We start from the raw sequence: 1,300 nt of genomic DNA on the forward strand, positions 1-1,300 counted from the left end.
CGGACGCTGGGCCTGGCGGACAAGGCCGATACCCTGCCGTCGCGGCTTTCGGGCGGCCAGAAACAGCGCGTGGCGATCGCGCGCGCGCTTATGACCCGGCCCCACCTGCTGCTGCTGGACGAACCGACGTCGGCCCTCGATCCCCGCCTGGTGTCCGAGGTGACGGCCCTGCTGCGGGACCTGGCGCGTGGCGGCATGACGATCATCCAGGTCTCGCACGGCATGGACGCCGTCGCCGCCCTGTCCGACCGCATCGTGCTGCTGGAAGAGGGACAGGTCCGCGCCGTCGGCGCCGGGCCGCAGGCCGCGGCCGAGCCCCTGATCGCCGCTTTCATGAACGCCCATGGCTAGACGGCCCGCGCCGCCAGCCCAGCAAAGGAAAATATCGTGGAATTCCGAGGAACGTACACCGTCATGATCACGCCCTTCGACGGGCAGGGGCGCGTCGACGTGGCGGCGCTGCGGCGCTTCACCGACTGGCAGATCGCGCAGGGCATCCGCGGGCTGATCCCCCTGGGCTCGACGGGCGAGTTCCTGTCCCTGACCGACGACGAGCGCGCGCTGGTGGCCGAAACGGTGATCGGGCAGGCCGGGGGGCGGGTTCCGGTTTTCGTCGGAACGGGCGCCGAGAATACCGATGACGTCATCCGCTACAGCCGCCAGGCCGAGGCGCTGGGTGCGGACGGCGTGATGATCATCCCGCCCTTCTATTCGACGCCGACCGATGACGAATTGTTCGTCCATTATCGCCGCGTTTCGGATGCGATCGGCCTGCCGATCATGCTCTACAACAATCCGGCGACCGCCAACGTGGATCTGCTGCCCGAGCTGGTGGCGCGGCTGAGCGCGATCGAGAATTGCCGCCTGATCAAGGAATCCACCATGGATGTCACGCGGGTGCGGGACATCATCCGCCTGTGCGGCGACCGGATGGCCGTGTTCGGCGGCATCATGGGTTTCGAAAGCTTCCTGGAGGGCGCCGTGGGGTGGGTCGCCGTGGCCTCGAACGTCGCGCCAGGCGCCATGAGCCGGATCTTCGAACTGTGCGACGGTTTTCGCGATATCGGCGCGGCGCGCGAGATCTATCGGCGCCACGTGCCGCTGATCCGCTTCGTGGGCGGCGGCGGCTATGTCGCGGGCACGAAGGCGCTGCTGAAGCATATGGGGCTCGACGTGGGGATGCCCCGCCCGCCGCGCCTGCCGCTGCCGCCCGCACAGGATGCGCAGGCGCTTGAGATCGTGCGCGATCTCGACCTGCGTTTCACCGGGGCATGAAGGCGGCGCGACCCGTCCGCGCCTG

At 68.9% G+C, this 1,300-nt stretch carries 2 protein-coding genes; both read left to right on the plus strand.

Going from position 1 to position 1,300, the window contains the following annotated elements; genetic code table 11:
* A partial coding sequence (locus tag HUK84_RS18725; protein ID WP_176641571.1) for an ATP-binding cassette domain-containing protein occupies positions 1-351 on the plus strand: 351 nt, incomplete at its 5' end.
* A gap of 36 nt (positions 352-387) precedes the next feature.
* Positions 388-1,275: a dihydrodipicolinate synthase family protein gene (locus tag HUK84_RS18730; protein ID WP_176641572.1), complete on the plus strand. Its 888-nt coding sequence runs from the start codon at positions 388-390 to the stop codon at positions 1,273-1,275.
* Positions 1,276-1,300 lie beyond the last annotated feature (25 nt).

The organism is Nguyenibacter vanlangensis, assembly GCF_013376155.1.
Taxonomy (GTDB): Bacteria; Pseudomonadota; Alphaproteobacteria; order Acetobacterales; family Acetobacteraceae; genus Gluconacetobacter; species Gluconacetobacter vanlangensis.